Here is a 17,585-nt window from a genome sequence, read left to right as displayed (position 1 = left end):
CGGCAGCGCCTACCATGCCGCCCATGAGTACGAGTGAGGGTGGCAGACCCCTGGTCGACGGCCGCTTCCGGCTGATCGCGAGGCTGGGCAGCGGCGGCATGGGCACGGTGTGGCGGGCGCGGGACGTGGCGCTGGACCGGGACGTCGCACTCAAGGAGGTGCGACCGCCCGATCCGGCCGTCGAGGAGGCCAACCCCGGCTTCGCGGCGCAGCTGCGCGAGCGGGCGGTCCGCGAGGCCCGGGCGCTGGCCCGGCTGTCCCACCCGCACGTCGTGACGGTCCATCACATCGTGGAGCCCGGGGACGGCTCGCACCCCTGGATCGTGATGGAACTCGTCGAGGGCCGTTCCCTCCACGACCGGATCGCCGAGGGCCCGATGCCGGTCGCCGAGGTCGTCACCCTCGGGCGCCAGGTGCTGTCCGCGCTGCGTGCCGCGCACGCCGCCGGAATCCAGCACCGGGACGTCAAGCCGGCCAATGTGCTGCTCCGTCCCGACGGCGGTGCCGTCCTCACGGACTTCGGCATCGCCGCGTTCAACGAGGCCACCTCGCGGCTCACGTCCACCGGGGACCTGATCGGCTCGGCCGACTTCATCGCGCCCGAGCGGGTGCGCGGCGAGGAGGGCAACCCGGCCTCCGACCTGTGGTCGCTGGGCATGCTCCTCTACGTGGCGGCGGAAGGGCATCATCCGCTGCGGCGCGCCACCAGCCTGGCGACCGTGGTCGCCGTCCTCGACGACCCGATCCCCGCCCCCGTGCGGTCGGGCCCCCTGGCACCCGTCCTCGAACGCGTCCTCGTCCGTGACCCCGCCGTGCGGCCGGACGGGGCGCACCTCGACCGGTTGCTCGCCGAGGCCGAGGCACAGGTGTCCGGTGCCGCCCGGCCCGTGCCGGTGCCGCCTCCGGTGGCGGGCACGTCCTCGCCTCCGGCCGGCTTCGGTGCCCCCTACGCGCACCCCGCCTATGCGACCCCCGCCGCCCAGCCCGCCTGGCACGCGCCGTCCGTCCCGCCCGGCCTCACCGTCGCGAGCCCGGTACGGTCCGGCCGGCGGGGCGGAACGGTGGCCATGGCGGTGGCGCTGGCCCTGTCGGCGGTCGCCGTGGTGGGCTTGGTCAACCTGCTCCCCGGCGACGGCGACGGCGGGGAGAAGGGAACCGGCGCCCAGCGCGGCCCGACGTCATCGACGCCCAGCCGCGCACCGGGCGGCTCCACCGGCGACGCCTCCACCGAGACAGGGGGCGGGGGCGGGGCCGAGGCCGCCACCGCGGCGCCCAGCGGCGGCCTGCTGACCCCGGCGCATGTCCGATCCGTCATCAAGGCCTTCGGCGAGGCCGCGGGCCGCACCACGATGGTGGAACTCACCGTGTACGAGGAGTACGCCCTCGCCTCCATCCCGACCGGACCCGGCGCGAAGACCTACGACCGGTACGAGTACCGCAACGGCGTCGCACGCAACACCGGCCCCGGCGGGACGATCCGCGACGACCCGGACGAGCAGCCCTTCGACGCGGCGACCATGCCCTGGGACACCCTCCCCGGCCTGATGCGGCGGGGCGAGCGCGAGCTCAAGGTGGACAAGCCGACGATGCGTTACGTCGTCGTCGACCGCTGGACCTTCAACCGGGACCGCCCCACCTTGCGCTTCTACCTCATCAACGCGTACAGCGCCTCGGGCTACCTGGCCGCCGACCAGAACGGGAAGGTCGTCGCCAGCCACCCGGCCTCCTGAGGCCGAGGCGAGTCACTTGCTGCAAGTCCATGAAAATCCTTGCAGCGTGACGGCCGGCCGCTGTTGACTACCCGCATGAGCAGCGACCGTCACAGCGGCCCCGGCCCGGACTCCGGCCCCGGCGCCGACATCGACGTCCTCGTCCTCGGCGGAGCCGGCGTCGACACCATCGTGTACGTCCCCGAACTGCCCCTGCCCTACGCCGACAGCCACATGATCCGGCCCGGCATCGAGACCAGGGCCGGGCAGACCGGGGACTTCGTCGCACTCGGGCTGCACCGCCTGGGGCTGCGCACCCATCACCTCGACATGATCGGCGCCGACCCCGAGGGCGACCTCGTGCGCGCCTTCCACCGTGACCAGGGCATTCCGCTCACCGAGGTCCGGCAGCCCGCCGGCACCAAACGGGCCGTCAACCTCGTCGGTCCCGACGGGCGCCGACTCTCGCTGTACGACGCCACTCGCGGCCACGACGACGACCGGCTGCCCCCGCCGACCGTCAAGGCGCTCGCCGCCCGCAGCAGGCACGCCCACGTCTCCCTCACCCAGCCCTGTGCCCATGCCCTGCCCCTGCTGCGCGAGGCGGGCGTGACGATCTCGACCGACCTGCACGACTGGGACGGCAGCGCCGCCTACCACGAGCCCTTCGCCCTCGCGGCCGACATCGTGTTCCTGTCCACCACCGCCCTCGACGACCCCGAACGCACCCTGCGGGACATCGCCGCCCGCGGCCGGGCCTCCGTGGTCGTCGGCACTGCGGGAGCCGCCGGCGCCCACCTCCTCACCGGCCCGGACGACGCGCTGCTCCACGTCCCCGCCGCCACCCCGCCCGGCCTCGTGGTCGACAGCAACGGCGCCGGGGACGCCTTCGCCGCCGGCTTCCTCTACGCCTGGCTGGCCGGAGCGGACCCCTGGACGTGCGCCCTGCACGGCGCGGTGGCCGGCGCCTACGCCTGCACCGTGCCCTCCACCCGTACCGAGGCCATCGGCCGCGACGCCCTCCTCGCCGGGGTGGCACGGCCGGCCGCCGCCGACGGTGGTCCCTGACCGGTTCCCGGGCATGTCAGGATCGAGGGATGACAGAGAAGATCATCGCGGCGTGTGACGGCGCCTCCAAGGGGAACCCCGGGCCCGCGGCCTGGGCCTGGGTCATCGGGACCGAGGGCGGCGAGGTCGCCCAGTGGGAGGCCGGACCGCTCGGCACGGCGACCAACAACGTGGCCGAACTCACCGCGCTCCTGCGGCTCCTGGAGCGCCTCGACCCCGCCGTCCCCGCCGAGGTGCGGATGGACTCGCAGTACGCGATGAAGGCCGTCACCACCTGGCTCCCGGGCTGGCGCCGCAAGGGCTGGAAGACCTCGGCGGGCACTCCGGTCGCCAACAAGGAGCTCGTGGTGGCCATCGACGAACTGCTCGCCGACCGGCGCGTGGACTTCGTCTACACGCCCGCCCACCAGGTCGACGGCGACCCGCTCAACGACGCCGCCGACCGGGCCGCCAGCCACAGCGCCCGCACCCAGGAGCCCGCCGGTTCCGCCGCCGGCTCACCGCTGCCGCCGCCCGAGCCGGGCTCGGCCCGCCCGGCCGCCAAGCGCGCCCCCAGGGCGTCCGCCGGCGCCGCCCGGCCGCGACGCGCGGGCTCGGGATCCTCGGGCCCCACCCTCAAGGCCCGGTTCCCCGGCAGGTGCCGCTGTGGACAGTCGTACGGGAAGGGCGAGACGATCATGAAGAATCCTGACGGCTGGGGCCATCCGACCTGCGCGGACACCGCTTCCTAGGGCACCCTCGGGGGCCCGTCGGGTCGAACGCGGGATCGGGGTGAACCGGACATTCACCCAGCGGTGTACGCGGGTTCGTGTGGGGTTCTGTTCTCCGAGCGCTCGGGGCTGCATACTGTTCCTCCTCGCACCGGTGACGAACCGTTTCAGTCGCCTGTCTGCCCTTCGGCGAAGGGGGCGGCACCGGACGAGAACCTCACCCCTTCATCCCGCCGCGATCCGGCGTGCGATGACCCCTGCCCGTGAAAGACCCGAGGTTCCGTGCCAGTACCTGTAGTCCTTGCCGGGCGCACCGTGCGCCTGGAGCCGCTGGCCATGCGCCACGCCGAGGGCATCGCCTGGGCGGGCGCACTGGATCGTGCGTCCTACGCCTACACCGCCGTGCCCCACGGCCTTGACGCCTCCTGCGACTACATCGCCCGTGCCCTCGCCGAACAGGCGGCGGGCAAGGCGCTGCCCTTCGCCCTGGTGAATCCGCTGACCGACCGGGTCCTCGGGTCCACCCGCTTCCTGGAACTCGACTACTGGCGCGGGCCCCTCGTGTGGCCGCCGACCACCGGCGTGCCGCACGGGGATCCGCTCACCGCCGTGCCCGACGCGGCCGAGATCGGGAACACCTGGATCTCCGCCGAGGCGCGCGGCACCGGCGTCAACACCGAGGCCAAGTACCTCATGCTGCGGCACGCCTTCGAGACCTGGGGCGTCCGCCGGATCTCGATGCGCGCCGACGCCCGCAACACCCGCTCCCGGGTCGCGATCGAACGGCTCGGCGCCACCTGCGAAGGCGTCCGCCGGGCCCACTCGCGCGGCCTGGACGGCGTGGTCCGCGACACCGCGTTCTACTCCGTCCTCGACGAGGAGTGGTCGGCCGTCCGGGGCATCATCGAGCTCCGGCTGCCGGGCCTGCGCCCGCCGGCGGGACACGCGTCCGCCTATCCCGGCGAGACGCGCGAGCACGGGGGCGCGGGCGAGCTGCTCCCCGCCTGAACGTGTCCTGCCCCCGCCCGGGGCCACGGCGCCGCCGGTCACACCGGCAGCCGTCCCGGCAGTCCCGCGCGCGGCGCGGGAGGCCCGTCGCCCTCGGGCGGCGGGTCGGGTGGGGCGGGCACGCCGGGCGGCGACGGCCGCAGTACGTCGTCGAGCCCGGCGAGCCGCACCAGGCGAAGGATCATCGGCTGGTCGCACGTCAGGCGCCAGACCGCGCCCCGCTCCCGCACGCGCTGCGCGCAGCGCACCAGGAGCCCGAGCCCCGACGCGTCGCAGAAGGTGACGTGGCGCAGGTCGACGGCGAGTGCGGCCGCCTCGCGGGCCAGCACGTCGAGTTCGGGCCGGACGCGCTGCACCAGCACCAGGTCGAGCTCTCCGTACAGCTCGACCGTGGTCAGGCCCTCGCTCGACCGGACGGCAAGGTGCGGATCGCCGCGTCGGATCAGATGCATGGACACGCTCCACTGGATCGGTCCCCGTGCATCGAGGTTCGCGGCCGGTTCGGAGGAAGACACGTTTCTCCACATCCGCCATCACCCGAAGAGGTGAAAACGGCGCATTTCCGCCCGCTCGTGCCCGGGTGTCGCTCGGGGGCGTGCGACGGCGTACGGAGGGGCGCGGACCCAGGTTCCCTCATGGGGGCGCTCAGGATTTCCGCCCGGGCGGCACCACGGCGACGGGGCAGGCCGCGTGGTGCAGCACGGCATGGGCGACCGAGCCGACCAGCAGCGCCTCGACCCGGTGCCTGCGGTGGCGGCCCACGACGAGGAGGCCCGCGTCGTGGGAGTCCTCGACCAGTCGGCCGGCCGCGTCGGCGGGCGTGACGGCCGTGACCACCTCGACCTCCGGATAGCGCTCGGTGAAGGGCCGCAGCCGCTCCTCCTGGTGCCGGGTCGCGGTGTCCACCAGCTCCGGGGTCTCGTCGGGCAGTGGCGGCGGCACCTGAACGGCGGGCGCGGGCGCGCCGATCAGCAGGGCGGGGAAGGGCGGCACCGGATAGGCGGTCACCGCCTCCAGGGGCACCCCGCGCCGCCGTGCCGCCCGGAAGGCGAAGTCGACGACCTCGTCCGGCGTCTCCTCGGGGTGCAGACCGAGCAGCACCCGGCCCGCCCCGGACCCGCTCTCCAGCGAGGCGGCCCGCGCCTCGTGCGGCACCACGACCACCGGGCAGGGCGCCGAGGCGGCCAGGGTCCGGCTGGTCGAGCCGAGGAGCAGGCTCGTGAAGCCGCCCCGCCCCCGTGAACCGACCACGAGGAGTCGCGCGTCGCGAGCCGCCTGGGCCAGGGCGTCCACGACGGAGCCGTCCAGCGAGGCGTACCGCACGTCGAGGCCCTCGGCGCGCGGCCCGACCTCCCGGGCGAGGGCGTCCACGACGGTGTCCGGCAGCTCGGGCTCCGTGCCCAGGGAGGCGATCCGGGCGCTGCCGAGCTGCAGGGCCTCGGAGCGCACATGGGCGACGGTGAGCGGTGCCTCCAGGCTCCGGGCGGCCCTCAGCGCCCACTCCAGGGCCCGCAGGCTGTGCTCGGAACCGTCGACGCCCACCACGACGGCCGCTTTCTCGTGTGCCGTCTCGTGTTCCTCTGCGTGTGCTGCCCCGGGTGCTTCCTCGTGTGCTTCCTCGCTCATGTATGGCACTCATATCGGGACCAACCCGCCGTTTCCGGACGCCACGCCGGGAGTGCCAGAGGGGAAGCGGAGAAGGGGCGCGGGACGACCCCCCCCGCGCCCCCTCGGCGTCAGCGCAGCAGCCGGCGCCGACTCCGCGCGGCGGCGACCAGTTCGGGGACCGTCCCCAGCTTCACGCGGGGCCGCCCCGTCTCCTCGCCCCGCGCCCGCTCCGCCCGCTCGATGGCGGCGAGCCCCCGCGCGTCGACCACCTGCCGGGCGCGGCCGCGGACGAGCCGGTCGAAGGCGCGGGAGGTGCCGCTCGGCACCGGCAGAGCGCCGTCGACGGCGTCGGCCAGGAGCGTGCCCACGGTCTCGGCCGCACAGGTGCGGTTGGCGCCGATGCCGCCCGACGGGCCGCGCTTGATCCAGCCGACGACGTAACTGCCCGGCCGTCCCTCGACCCGCCCGCCCCGGTGCGGGACCGTGCCGGTCGCCTCGTCGAACGGCAGCCCGGCCAGCGGGATCCCTCGGTAGCCGACCGCCCGCAGCACCACTCCGGCGGGGATCTCGACCGGACCGGCGTGGCCCGTCACGCGCACCGCACCGCCGAGCATCTCCTCGGGCGCGGAGTGGAAACGGAAGACGATGCGCCGCTCCGGCCCCGGCGGCGCGGTCCACTCCACGCGCTCGCGCACCGCGTCCCGCAGGAGCGCCGCCTTCTCGTGCGGCGCCGCGCCCGCCACGGCCGCCCAGACCCGCGGGTCGTGGTCGTCGACGACCAGGCGCACGCCCGGGAGCCGCCCGAGGGCGAGGAGTTCGGGCGCGGTGCAGGAGATGTCCTCGGGCCCCCGCCGGGCGAGCAGCACCACCTCGCGTACGGCGGAGGCCCGCAGTGCGGCGAGCGCGTGGTCCGCGATGTCCGTCGCCGCCAGCGCCTCGGGGTCCGCGACCAGGATGCGGGCGACGTCCAGGGCGACGTTTCCCGTGCCGACCACCACGACCCGCTCCGTGCCCGACAGGTCGACGGCGTCGGGCGCGACCTCGGGGTGGGCGTTGTACCAGGCGACGAACGTCGTGGCCGAGACGCTGCCGGGCAGGTCCTCGCCGGGGATGCCGAGGCGCCGGTCGGTCGCCGCGCCGACCGCGTACACGACGGCGTCGTGGTGCGCGGCCAGTTCGTCCGCGGTGACGTCCGTACCGACGTCGACGCCGAGGTACATCCGAACCCGGGGGTGGGTGTGGAAGCGGGCGAAGGTGTCGCCGATCCGCTTGGTCGCGGGGTGGTCCGGCGCCACTCCGTACCGTACGAGGCCGCCGGCCACCGGCAGCCGGTCGACCAGGGTCACCTGGGCGTTGGTGTGCAGGAGCAGGTCCTCGGCGGCGTACATGCCGGCCGGCCCCGTGCCGACGACGGCGACCCGGATCGGCGCGAAGTCGGCGGGCAGGACGCGCCGGAAGGACGGTGCGTCCCAGGCGTGGAAGACGGGGCCGCCCTCGGGTGCGGGCCGCGGCGGGCGCTGCTCGTAGAAGGCGGCGTTGACGGCGGCGTACTCCTTCTGCCCGGCGGAGAGGGAGTCCGCGGGGAAGATCGCGTCGACCGGGCAGGCGTCGGCGCAGGCGCCGCAGTCGATGCAGGACTTCGGGTCGATGTACAGCATCTCGGTGCGGCCGAAGTCCGGCTCGTCGGGCGTCGGGTGGATGCAGTTGACCGGGCACACGGCGACGCAGGTGGCGTCGTTGCAGCAGGTCTGGGTGATGGCGTAGGTCATGTCGTCGTCAGCTCGCGGGGCTCCGGGGCGGGCGGTTCGGGCGGGTCCGGCGGGTCGGGGGGAAGGGGAGCGGGTGCTCGGGTGCGGCCGGTGGGTCAGATGAGGTGGGCGCGCCGGTAGACGGCGACGGCGGGGCGGGTGAGCAGCCGCGCCGAGGCCAGGAACTCCATGAGGCCCGCACAGCTCGACCGCATCAGGGACTTGTGGTGCTCGTTGGCCCGCGCCTCGGCGAGCGCCCGCTCCACGTCCAGCCCGGCGTTCGCGTACACCTCGCGGTTGACCATGCTGGTGACGATGAAGTAGGAGGCGATGGAGACCACGAGCGCCTGCACCTGGCGGCGCAGCGGGCCCGCCTTCCGCAGCCGGGCGCGGGTCTCCTCGCGCGCGAACTTCATGTGCCGCGACTCCTCGACGACATGGATGTTGTTGATGGTCCGGACGAAGGGGACGACCCGCTCGTCGCGCATCCAGTCGCGCTGCATGACGTCCAGGACCTCCTCGGCGACGAGGATCGAGGCGTACGCGGCCTCGCCGACCGCCAGCGTCTTGAACGCCCGGCCGAGTTCGAGGACGAAGCGCGGGGGGCGGTAGGCGGGGGCGCCGAGCTTGGCCGCGCCGCGGCCGAACATGATCGAGTGCCGGCACTCGTCGGCGATCTCCGTCAGGGCCCACTGGAAGCGGGGGTCGGTCGGATCCTTGGCGTACATGTCCCGGAGCACCATCTGCTGCAGGATCATCTCGAACCAGATGCCGGTGCTGGCCACCGACGCGGACTCCTGCCGGGTCAGTTCCTTGCGCTGGGCCTCGGTGAGCTCCTGCCAGTAGCGGGTGCCGTAGAGGGTGCTCCACTCCGGGCTCATCCCGTGGAAGTCCTCGTCGAGCGGGGTGTCCCAGTCCACTTCGGTCGCGGGGTCGTAGGAGAGCTTCGCGGACGACTCCAGCAGCCGGCGGGCCGCGTCGCGCTCGGGCTGCGGGGCCTGGTCCGCCGACGGGACGGTGCTGCTTGCCATGGTGCGGCTCCTCGGTCACCTCGGGGGCGGGTAACGGGGGCTTGTTAGACGCAGTGTCTAGCAAGCTGTTGGACGGAAGGTATAACAAGACCGCCCGCTCGCCTACCCGTCGGTACCCATCTCGTTGACCCGGATTCCCGGCCGGGAGAGGATGCCTCCATGATCGACAGCCGTGAGAACGCCGCGATCGCCGCGGCCATCGACGGGGAGCTGCGTCTCCTCGACCCCGCCGTCCGCGCCGACCCCTCCGAGGCCCGGCGCCTCCATGACCCCGAGTTCACCGAGGTCGGCGCCTCGGGGCGGCGCTGGACGTACGACGAGATGCTCGCCGCGCTTCCCGAGCTCGACGGCAGCGCGGCGGACGGCCCGCGCTTCGAGGCGTCCGCCATGCGGGGCGTGCTGCTCGCCCCCGGCCTCGTCCACCTGACGTTCGAGACCCTCTACGAGGGCCGCAGGGCGCGCCGCAGCTCGATCTGGCGCAAGGGGGAGGGAGAGGCCGGCTGGCGCCTCTACTACCATCAGGGCACCCCGGTACCCGAGGGCTGAACGCCCGTGATTCCCTGAGGCGTTCGCGGCGCCGCGGGGTGACCGGGGGAATCGAGGGGCGGAGTGGTGAACGCGGGGGTCGTGGACGGCATGGGCGGTGTGGAGAGCGCGGGGGACGTGCCGGGCCGGGGCGTGACGGGTACGGGCGCGCTGCTGACCGAGCGGTTCGAACAGGACCGCGTACACCTCCGGGCGGTGGCCTACCGCATGCTCGGCTCGCTCGCCGAGGCCGACGACGCCCTCCAGGAGGCCTGGTTGCGGGCGGCCGGCAGCGGCATCGAGGGCGTCGAGAACCTCGGCGGCTGGCTCACCACCGTCGTCTCCCGGGTCTGCCTGAACATGCTCAGGTCCCGCGACCGCCGCCGCGAGGACTCCCTCGACGACCGGCTGAGCGAACCGGACGTCGACCCGTCCGGCCACGACCCGGAGGAGGAGGCCCTCATGGCCGACTCCGTCGGTGTCGCCCTGCTCGTCGTCCTCGACACGCTCGCCCCGGCCGAGCGGCTCGCCTTCGTCCTGCACGACATGTTCGCCGTCCCCTTCGAGGACATCGCGCCGATGCTGGAGCGCACCCCGGCCGCCGTCCGTCAGCTCGCCAGCCGTGCCCGTCGGCGCGTCAAGGGCGGTGCCGCCGCGACCGTCCGGCCCGACGCGAGCCGGCAGCGACAGGTGGTGGAGGCCTTCCTTGCCGCGACCCGCGGCGGCGACTTCGAGGCCCTGCTCGCCCTGCTCCACCCCGATGTCGTCCTCCACGCCGACCGGATGGTCGTCCCCACGCCGGAACCGATCCTGGTCTCCGGCGGCCGGGCCGTCGCGCAGGGCGCCATGGCGGCGATGGGCCGGGCCCGTTTCACCGGGCTCGCGCTCGTCGACGGTGCCTGCGCCCTGGCGATGGCGCCTCGGGGCCGTCTGCGCCTGGTGCTGACGTTCGCCGTCTCGGACGGCCTCATCACCGGGATCGAGGTCGTCGCGGAACCGGCCCGGCTCGCCGCCCTGGACATCGACGTGGCCGATCCGGCCGTGCCGGAGGCAGGACCGGTGTCGGGGCCGGTGTCCGGGTCGGGTGCCGACGTCACGGAGTGAGGCGGGCGGCGAGGGCCTCCGGGTCGGGGACGAACCAGACCTGGGTGCCCCGGTTGCACTCGCGGACGAAGTCCCGGAGTGCCGAACTGGCCTCCAGGTGGCCGGAGATGTCGCCGAGGACGACGAGTCCGAGTCGGTACTGGGCGAACTTCTGGACGATGTCGCCCGCCACGCGCGTGCTCAGCCGGAAGAAGTCCTCGGTCAAGCGTTCGGCCGGCACCGCCACCCACGCGGCGCCGTTGTACGAGCCCTCGCCGATCAGGTCGGTCGCGTCCCGCTCGCCGAGCAGCGGGGGGCCGTCGGGCGGGCACACCATGACGGTCGTGCCGTGGATGTCCTGAAGGGTGTTCACCGTGCGTCTCCGATCAGTGCGTCGATCACCTTGAGCAGGCCCGCGGTGGTGTCCAGATCGCCGAGGACGATGAACTTGAGGGATTCGCGCTCCTCGTCGAAGACGGTCTCGACCCGCAGCCTGCTCCGTCCCGCCGTCGTCTCGCCCGCGCGGCCGTGGCGCCCGAGCGCGGTGGCCATGACGGCGTTCGCGAGCCGGTCGGCGGTCCGCCGGTCCACCCCGTCGACCTGGACGATGCTCGACGCGTCGGCGTGCGGCGACGTGCTCACGGGGGCCGGTCCCGAGGTGGGTGCCGGTGTGGACGACGTGCCGGTGAAGGCGTCCAGGTCCTCCCGACGGATCCGGTACTGCCTGCCGACCCGCGTCGCCGGCAGCCGCCCGTCGCGCACGTACCCGCGCACGGTCTTCACGTGCAGGTCGAGCAGATCGGCGACCTGCTCGACCGTGTAGAACTGCTGCACTGCTCCCTCTCCTACCCTTTCCTCCTCTAGTGCTCTCTAAAGTACACCGTGAAGGCGGCATAGAGAAGGTAAGGGAAGTTTGAGGATCACTCGACCTTGCTGTCGAGGTCGGTGAGATCGCAGACCGCGAGCCACGCCCCCACCCATGCGCACTCCCTCGGGCGCAGGGCATCGCTCCGGGCGGGAATGCGCCGGTGAGGGGGACTGTTGCACCGGGCGAGGCTGACATGCCCGAGTCAACGGACTCGATGGCGGGCGCAGCCGGAAGGAGCACCATGCCACGCACCACGCACCGCCCCGTGATCACCCTCCGTTCCACGGCCGGCACCGGCGTCACGTACGTGACCCGCAAGAACCGCCGGAACGACCCCGACCGCCTGGTCCTGCGCAAATACGACCCCGTCGTCGGCGCCCACGTGGAGTTCCGCGAGGCCCGCTGACCGGCACGTCCGGGGTGCCGGAAATCCGCACGCGGACCGGCGCCCCACGGCGTTGGGCTCCCCGGCCACGCCGCCGCAGGAGAGCAACCGCCTGTGAGCACGCCCCAGACCGACGCCGTCGTCCGCCTGGTCCGCACCGTGCTCGGCGACGAGGCGCTCGGCGCGTATCCGCACGGCTCCGCCGTCCTCGGCGGACTGCGACCCCTGGCGACCTCGACGTCCTCGTCGTCGCCCGCCGCGGCCTCACGGACGGACTGCTCGCCCTCTCCGGCTCCCGCGCCCGCGGAGGACCGGCCCGCCCCGTCGAGCTGATCGTCGTGGTCGCCGGACAGATCCGGCCCTGGCGTCACCCGGCCGTCTGCGACTACCTGTACGGGGAGTGGCTGCGCGAGGAGTACGAAGGGGGCCGACCGCCACGGCCGGAGCCCAGTCCTCCCGACCTCGCACCGCTGCTCACCCTGGTCCGCGCCGGCGACGCCCCGCTGTTCGGCCCGCCGCCCGCCGAGCAGCGACCGGCCCTCGCCCACGCGCGCGCCGTCTACGCGGGGCGGGCGGACGAGGACTGGGCGCCTCTCCGTCCCGCCGTACGCCCGCACGCCGCCCACCTCCTGGAGCGGATCCGCAGGGCGGACCGGGCCGACGGGAACTCACGCTTCGAAGGCCGCCACGACGAGGTCGGTGAGGAGGGCGCCAGCGGTGCCGTCGGGGTCGAGATCGGGGTCGTAGACGGTGACGTCGAGCCCGACACAGCGCGGGGACCGCACCAGCGGCCGTAGCAGCGCGACGAGTTCGTCCGGCAGCAGCCCGTCCGGGTCCGGACTGTCGACGGCCGGCATCACCGCCGGGTCGAGGACGTCCGCGTCCAGGTGTACCCAGAACCCGTCCAGGACCGGTGTCTCCAGGCTGACGGCCGTCGCGGCCCCCAGGTCGCCCGGACCCCACTCCCGCAGCTCGGAGACGGTCGTGACGGGCACCTTCAGGGCCCGCAGCTCCACGACCTCGGCGTCCGCCAGAAAGGCGTCCCGGGTGCCGAGGACCCGGACGTCCTCGTCCCGCACATAGGGCCGCCTGCCCTCGAGGTCGGTCAGGTCCGCCTGGCCCCGTCCGGTCGCCAGGGCGAGCTCCTCGCCGCCGGCCGCACCGACCCGGTCCGAGTTGCCGGGATGGCGGAAGTCGGGGGAGGCGTCCACGGAGGCCAGACCGTAACGGCCGAGCCGGCGCAGCGCGAGGGCGGCGCCCAGCTGGATGGAGCAGTCCCCGCCGAGGAGCAGGACGAAGTCCCCTGCGGCCACGTGGTGTCGGACGCGGTCGGCGAGCCGGACGGTGTACCGGGCGAGGGCGGCCGCGTTGAAGACCCCGTCGCCCTCCTGCCAGTCGCCCCGGTCGTAGCGGGGCGGCACCACGACCCCGCCTTCGAGGGCCCCCAGCCGCCGTACGATCCCGTTCTCGCGCAGCGCCCCGGCCAGTTTGTGGCAGCCGGGCACGGTGCCGGGGGCGGGCGGCCGCAGACCGAGGTTGGAAGGGGCGTCGACGACCACGATGTTCCGCATGCGGATCATCCTGGCCGCCGCCGGGGCAGGCCGCAATGTCCCGCCCCGCCCCCTGGCCCCCCGCCCCCCGTCGACGCGTTGACCCGCCCTCGTCGGCGTGCTGCCCGGCATGCCCACGGGACACGGTCTCGCCCGTTGGTCTGGACCTTATGGGCGTGGAGCGTCAAGCTCTGCGCATGGACTTGGAGTTGCGGCACCTGAAGACGATCCGGGCCATCGCCGACGCCGGCAGCCTCACCCGGGCCGCCACCGCCCTCGGTCTGGCCCAGCCCGCCCTCAGCGCCCAGCTCAAGCGCATCGAAAGGACCCTGGGCGGAACGCTGTTCGAGCGTGGACGGGACGGCGTGCGGGCCACCGCGCTCGGCGACCTCGTCCTGGACCGGGCCAGGGTCGTGCTGCCGGCCGTCTGCGAGCTCCAGGAGGAGGCGGTGCGCTTCGCCCGCGAGGGCGCGGCGGGACTCCGCCTCGGCGGCACCCACGGACCGCTGCTCGGCGGCCTGGTCGACCGGCTCGCCCGAGCCGGGGAGGGCGCCCCCGTCACCACGTACACCTCGTGGTCGGAACGCGAGATCGCCGGCGGGGTCGTCGCCGGCCGGCTGGACTTCGCCCTGGTCGGGGTCTGCGGCGAGAGCAGTCCGCCCGAGGCCGGACGGCTCGCCTGGACCGAGGTCGCCCGCGACCCCGTCTACGTGATGCTCGCCGCCGGCCATCCGCTCGCGCCCCGGACCGAGATCGAGCTCGCCGAACTCGCCGCGGAGAGCTGGACCGACGTGCCGGGTGACGGCTGCTTCGGCGACTGCTTCGCCGCCGCCTGCGTCCGCGCCGGGTTCACCCCCACCGGTGTGTACGAGACGGACACCGCCTCCTGTGTGCACCTGGTCCAGGTGGGCCGGGCGGTCGGCCTGTGCCGCGCCACCTTCCCCGCGACCCCCGGCCTGGTCACCCGGCCCCTCGCCGGCACCCCGCTGATCTGGCGCCATCTGCTCGGCTGGCACCCGGAGGGACGCGCGGCGAACCGCGCCCCGGCCGTCCTCGCCCACGCCCGGGCGGCCCACACCGATGCCCTGGCCCGCAGCGCGGCGCACGCGCCGGTCACCTTCACCGGGCCCTGATCGGTCCCCCGGGGGAAGCCGACCGGTCCCCCGAGGGAAGCCGACCGGTCCCCGGAGGGGAACCGGCCGGTCTCCTTCCCCGCTCCACGACCGGTGCCATAACGCGAGGCAGAGGGCCGACTGACAACTCCCGCCGGGCGCCCCGCGATTCCTACGGTTTCGGCAGTTCCCCCACGACACCGAGGAGACTTCCCATGCTCCGACGACCCGCCCGCGCGGCCTGGACCGCGCTGGCCGCCGCCGGACTGGTGCTGGCCGGCCTTCAAGCCGGCTCCGCCACCGCGGCGCCCCAGTCGGCCCCACCGGACCCGTCGGCCCGGCCCGCGTCCGCCGCCGCGGCCCTCCGCACGGACGCCGCCCCGCCCGAGCTGCTCCGCGCCATGGAACGCGACCTGGGCCTGACCCGTACCCAGGCCCTCACCCGCCTCGCCCACGAGGCCGAGGCCGGCGCCACCGCCGCCCGCGTCCGACAGGCGCTCGGCGGCGCCTACGCCGGTGCCTGGGTCGACGGACCCGAGTCCGCCACTCTGACCGTGGCCACCACCCGCGCCGCCGACGCGGCCGCGATACGCGCCACCGGCGCCCGGGCGCTGGTGGTGGCGCACGGTCTGACCGCCCTGGAAACGGCCAAGAGCGCCCTCGACCGCTCCGCGGGCGCCGAGACGCCCGTCCGTTACGTGGACGTCCGCGCCAACCGGATCGTCGTCGAGGAGGCCCGCCCGGGCGCCGGGGCCCGGCTGCTCGCCGAGACGGGCGTGCCCCGCGAGCTGGTGCGGGTCGTCCGCACCGCCGAGGCGCCCCGTCCGCTCTACGACATCCGGGGCGGCGACGCCTACCACATGGGCGGCGGCCGCTGCTCGGTCGGCTTCGCGATCACCCGCGGCACCACGCAGGGCTTCGCCACGGCCGGGCACTGCGGTCGCGCCGGGACGGCCACCACCGGCTACAACCAGGTCGCCCAGGGCAGCTTCCAGGCCTCCGTCTTCCCCGGCAACGACATGGCCTGGGTGGCCACCAACACCAACTGGACCGCCACGCCGTACGTCAAGGGTGCCGGCGGTGCGAACGTGCAGGTGACGGGTTCCGTCCTGCAGCCCGTCGGGGCCTCCGTGTGCCGTTCCGGCTCGACCACCGGCTGGCACTGCGGGACCATCCAGCAGCACAACACCAGCGTCACCTACCCCGAGGGCACCATCTCCGGCGTGACCCGGACGACGGTCTGCGCCGAGCCGGGCGACTCGGGCGGCTCGTACATCTCGGGCAGCCAGGCGCAGGGCGTCACCTCGGGCGGCTCCGGAAACTGCTCCAGCGGCGGCACGACCTTCTTCCAGCCGCTCAACCCGATCCTGCAGAACTACGGGCTGACCCTGCGCACCACCGGCTCCGACCCGGGTCCCGGCCCGGGCCCGGGCGACCCGGAGCCGGGCGGCACCTGGAAGGCGGGCACGGTGTACGCCGCCGGTGCGGTCGTCACGTACGGCGGCTCCACCTACCGCTGCCTCCAGGGCCACCAGGCCCAGACCGGCTGGGAACCCCCGAACGTCCCGGCCCTCTGGCAGCGCGTCTGACCAACGGCGACCGTGCGGCGCGGCCGCGACGGCGAGAGCGACGACACCGAGGGCACGGGAGCCGATCCCGTGCCCTCGGCCCCGTGGTGGCCCCGACGGTGCGTCAACTCTCCTGGCCGACGCTGCCCTTGCGCCGCGCCGACGCGCGCCCTAGTCTCGCGGCAGAGAAAGTTAGGAAGCTTTCCTATTAGTCTCTTCCGAGAAGTGGAGTGACATGCCTCCCACCATCAACGCGCGCCGACGCCACCGCACGGCCGCGCTGGTCGTCGCCGCCGCGACCGCCGGAACCCTGCTCCCCGCGATGGTCGTGCTCACGCCCGCCACGGCCGCGGTCGGCAACCTCGCCCAGGGCCGCGCCGTCACGACCTCCTCGACGGAGAGCAGCACGCTCACCGGCGCCAAGGCCGTCGACGGCTCCCTCACCACCCGCTGGGCGAGCGCCGAAGGCGTCGACAACCAGTGGATACGGATCGACCTCGGCGCGGGCACCGCCGTCAAGCGGGTCGTCCTCAAGTGGGAGGCCGCCTACGCCAAGGCGTACCGCGTCGAGCTCTCCGACGACGGCTCGACCTGGCGCCAGATCCACTCCACCACGACCGGCGACGGCGGCACCGACGACCTGACCGTCGACGGCACCGGCCGCTACCTGCGCGTCTACGGCACCCAGCGCGGCACCCCGTACGGCTACTCGCTGTGGGAGGTCGAGGCGTACGGCACCGGCTCCACCACCCCGCCGCCGTCCACCGGGACAGGCCTCGACGACCCGGCGAAGAAGGAGATCGCCATGAAGCTGGTCTCCACCTTCGAGAACTCCTCCCTCGACTGGCGGGCCCAGTTCGCCTACATCGAGGACATCGACGACGGCCGCGGCTACACCGCCGGCATCATCGGCTTCTGTTCCGGCACGGGCGACATGCTCGACCTGGTGGAGCGGTACACCGCCAAGAAGCCCTCGAACCCGCTCGCGACGTATCTGCCCGCGCTGCGCCGGGTCAACGGCACGGACTCGCACGAGGGCCTGGACCCGGGCTTCCCCGACGCCTGGCGCCGCGCCGCCCAGGACGCGGTGTTCCAGCAGACCCAGGAGGAGGAGCGGGACCGGGTCTACTTCAACCCCGCCGTCTCCCAGGCGAAGACGGACGGCCTGCGCGCGCTCGGTCAGTTCGCCTACTACGACGCGGCCGTGATGCACGGCGAGTCCGGCGTCCGCAGCATCCGCGCGGTCGCCCTCTCCCGGGCCCTCCCGCCGTCCCGGGGCGGCGACGAGCGGACGTACCTCAACGCCTTCCTCGACGCGCGCGAGGAGGAGATGCGCACGGAGGAGGCCCACAGCGACACCACCCGCGTGAGCACGGCCCAGCGCCGCTTCCTGAACGAGGGCAACTTCAACCTCAACACGCCTCTGTACTGGAGCGTGTACGGGGACGCCTTCTCCCTCACCGGCTGAATCGCCTCACCTGCGGCGGGGGGGGGGGGGGGGCCCCCCCCCCCCCCCCCCCCCCCCCCCCCCCCCCCCCCCCCCCCCCCCCCCCCCCCCCCCGGCGGCCGCCGGGGGGGCCGCCCCCCCCCCCCCCCCCCCGCGGGGGGGGGC

General features: G+C 74.4%; 18 protein-coding genes and 1 pseudogene. 12 read left to right on the top strand and 7 right to left on the bottom strand.

Annotated features, from left to right (window positions below):
* Positions 1-23: 23 nt before the first annotated feature.
* From ACFY7C_RS01530 to ACFY7C_RS01515, 4 genes are all read left to right on the top strand, one after another.
* Positions 24-1,730, top strand: a complete 1,707-nt coding sequence (locus tag ACFY7C_RS01530) for a serine/threonine-protein kinase (protein ID WP_389642032.1) — start codon at positions 24-26, stop codon at positions 1,728-1,730.
* A 75-nt stretch (positions 1,731-1,805) separates the two neighbouring features.
* The gene (locus tag ACFY7C_RS01525) at positions 1,806-2,777 is read left to right on the top strand and encodes an adenosine kinase (protein WP_389642029.1); all 972 of its coding nucleotides are present in this window, start codon (positions 1,806-1,808) and stop codon (positions 2,775-2,777) included.
* Between the two features lie 29 nt (positions 2,778-2,806).
* Entirely contained in the window at positions 2,807-3,508 is a 702-nt protein-coding gene (locus ACFY7C_RS01520) for an RNase H family protein (protein ID WP_389642026.1), read from the top strand.
* Positions 3,509-3,769: 261 nt separating this feature from the next.
* Entirely contained in the window at positions 3,770-4,495 is a 726-nt protein-coding gene (locus ACFY7C_RS01515) for a GNAT family N-acetyltransferase (protein ID WP_389642023.1), read from the top strand.
* A gap of 38 nt (positions 4,496-4,533) precedes the next feature.
* Here the strand turns inward: ACFY7C_RS01515 and ACFY7C_RS01510 are convergent, their stop codons facing one another.
* The 4 genes from ACFY7C_RS01510 to ACFY7C_RS01495 form a co-directional block, all read right to left on the bottom strand.
* Positions 4,534-4,947 (bottom strand): STAS domain-containing protein, encoded by a 414-nt coding sequence (locus ACFY7C_RS01510; RefSeq protein WP_389642020.1) that lies wholly within the window; start codon positions 4,945-4,947, stop codon positions 4,534-4,536.
* 193 nt (positions 4,948-5,140) lie between these two features.
* Positions 5,141-6,121, bottom strand: a complete 981-nt coding sequence (locus ACFY7C_RS01505; RefSeq protein WP_389642017.1) for a universal stress protein — start codon at positions 6,119-6,121, stop codon at positions 5,141-5,143.
* Positions 6,122-6,231: 110 nt separating this feature from the next.
* Entirely contained in the window at positions 6,232-7,872 is a 1,641-nt protein-coding gene (locus ACFY7C_RS01500) for an FAD-dependent oxidoreductase (RefSeq protein ID WP_389642014.1), read from the bottom strand.
* A 95-nt stretch (positions 7,873-7,967) separates the two neighbouring features.
* Positions 7,968-8,882, bottom strand: coding sequence for a diiron oxygenase (locus ACFY7C_RS01495; RefSeq protein WP_389642011.1), 915 nt, complete (start codon positions 8,880-8,882; stop codon positions 7,968-7,970).
* Positions 8,883-9,041: 159 nt separating this feature from the next.
* On the opposite strand from ACFY7C_RS01495, the gene ACFY7C_RS01490 reads away from it, so the two are divergent.
* A complete protein-coding gene (locus tag ACFY7C_RS01490) occupies positions 9,042-9,428 on the top strand; it encodes a DUF4440 domain-containing protein (protein WP_389642008.1) in 387 nt (128 codons plus the stop codon).
* A gap of 90 nt (positions 9,429-9,518) precedes the next feature.
* Positions 9,519-10,511, top strand: a complete 993-nt coding sequence (locus ACFY7C_RS01485; RefSeq protein ID WP_389645865.1) for a sigma-70 family RNA polymerase sigma factor — start codon at positions 9,519-9,521, stop codon at positions 10,509-10,511.
* Here the strand turns inward: ACFY7C_RS01485 and ACFY7C_RS01480 are convergent.
* Together ACFY7C_RS01480 and ACFY7C_RS01475 are read right to left on the bottom strand one after the other, a co-directional pair.
* Positions 10,501-10,863: a DUF4180 domain-containing protein gene (locus ACFY7C_RS01480; RefSeq protein ID WP_389642005.1), complete on the bottom strand. Its 363-nt coding sequence runs from the start codon at positions 10,861-10,863 to the stop codon at positions 10,501-10,503. The two genes, ACFY7C_RS01485 and ACFY7C_RS01480, sit on opposite strands and share 11 nt — an antisense overlap.
* Positions 10,860-11,324 carry a helix-turn-helix domain-containing protein gene (locus ACFY7C_RS01475; protein ID WP_389642002.1) on the bottom strand — a complete coding sequence of 155 codons (465 nt, stop codon included), beginning with the start codon at positions 11,322-11,324 and terminating at the stop codon, positions 10,860-10,862. Before ACFY7C_RS01475 ends, ACFY7C_RS01480 begins: the two co-directional genes overlap by 4 nt.
* A gap of 275 nt (positions 11,325-11,599) precedes the next feature.
* Here ACFY7C_RS01475 and rpmG point away from each other — a divergent pair, with 275 nt between their 5' ends.
* Together rpmG and ACFY7C_RS01465 are read left to right on the top strand one after the other, a co-directional pair.
* Positions 11,600-11,764, top strand: a complete 165-nt coding sequence (rpmG, locus tag ACFY7C_RS01470) for a 50S ribosomal protein L33 (RefSeq protein WP_389641999.1) — start codon at positions 11,600-11,602, stop codon at positions 11,762-11,764.
* 93 nt (positions 11,765-11,857) lie between these two features.
* Positions 11,858-12,076, top strand: coding sequence for a hypothetical protein (locus ACFY7C_RS01465; protein WP_389641996.1), 219 nt, complete (start codon positions 11,858-11,860; stop codon positions 12,074-12,076).
* Positions 12,077-12,411: 335 nt separating this feature from the next.
* Here ACFY7C_RS01465 and ACFY7C_RS01460 read toward each other — a convergent pair whose 3' ends face one another.
* Positions 12,412-13,314 carry an arginase family protein gene (locus ACFY7C_RS01460; RefSeq protein ID WP_389641993.1) on the bottom strand — a complete coding sequence of 301 codons (903 nt, stop codon included), beginning with the start codon at positions 13,312-13,314 and terminating at the stop codon, positions 12,412-12,414.
* A gap of 176 nt (positions 13,315-13,490) precedes the next feature.
* Here ACFY7C_RS01460 and ACFY7C_RS01455 point away from each other — a divergent pair, with 176 nt between their 5' ends.
* From ACFY7C_RS01455 to ACFY7C_RS01440, 4 genes and pseudogenes are all read left to right on the top strand, one after another.
* Complete coding sequence (locus ACFY7C_RS01455) at positions 13,491-14,426, top strand: LysR family transcriptional regulator (protein WP_389641990.1); 936 nt, start codon at positions 13,491-13,493, stop codon at positions 14,424-14,426.
* A 194-nt stretch (positions 14,427-14,620) separates the two neighbouring features.
* Positions 14,621-15,994, top strand: a complete 1,374-nt coding sequence (locus ACFY7C_RS01450; protein ID WP_389641987.1) for a carbohydrate-binding protein — start codon at positions 14,621-14,623, stop codon at positions 15,992-15,994.
* Positions 15,995-16,208: 214 nt separating this feature from the next.
* Positions 16,209-16,637, top strand: a pseudogene (locus tag ACFY7C_RS01445) (discoidin domain-containing protein); the annotation flags it as partial.
* A gap of 48 nt (positions 16,638-16,685) precedes the next feature.
* On the top strand, positions 16,686-17,441 hold the full coding sequence (locus ACFY7C_RS01440; RefSeq protein WP_389645862.1) for a chitosanase: 756 nt from the start codon (positions 16,686-16,688) through the stop codon (positions 17,439-17,441).
* Positions 17,442-17,585 lie beyond the last annotated feature (144 nt).

Source organism: Streptomyces sp. NPDC012769, assembly GCF_042901205.1.
Lineage (GTDB): Bacteria > Actinomycetota > Actinomycetes > Streptomycetales > Streptomycetaceae > Streptomyces.
This window is presented reverse-complemented; position numbering and strand designations above follow the sequence as displayed.